Genomic DNA, 535 nt, shown 5'->3' on the forward strand with positions numbered 1-535 from the left:
ATCCGTGCCGGCGCCGCCGGTCAGTGCGTTGTTGCCGGCATTGCCGGTGAGGATGTTGTCGCCGGTATTGCCAGTCGCGTTGACATTCGCGGTTCCCGTCAGCGTGACGTTCTCGACATTGGCATAAAGTGCGAGGTCGAGATTGACCGATCCGGTCACCGTATCGATGCCGCCGGCAGCGCCTGCAGCCTCGATGACCTGGTCCCTTTGAGCCGCCGTGCCGGTCACATCATCGATGACATAGGTGTCGTCGCCGGCACCGCCGGTCATGACGTCGCCCGTAGTGTTGGGATTGGCGCCGCCATCGAGCAGATCGTTGCCTGCTCCGCCGTTCAGCGTGTCGGCACCGGCCCCGCCGCTGAGCACGTCGTTGCCCAGACCGCCGATCAGCGCGTCGTTACCGGCCCCGCCGCTGAGCGCGTTGTCGTTGGCATCACCGGTGATCGAGTCGTTGCCGCTCCCGCCGATGAAATTCTCGATATTGGCGATCGTGTCGGAAGTTGCGTTCGTGGTCCCCGACCCCGCAACGACCGCC

The 535-nt window shown here is 64.9% G+C and carries 1 protein-coding gene; it reads right to left on the reverse strand.

Annotation, left to right across the window (positions count from 1 at the left end):
• A partial coding sequence (locus tag AC1DGP_RS35295; protein WP_476833304.1) for a calcium-binding protein occupies positions 1-535 on the reverse strand: 535 nt, incomplete at both ends.

This window comes from Allobosea sp. 05T433 (assembly GCF_056396065.1).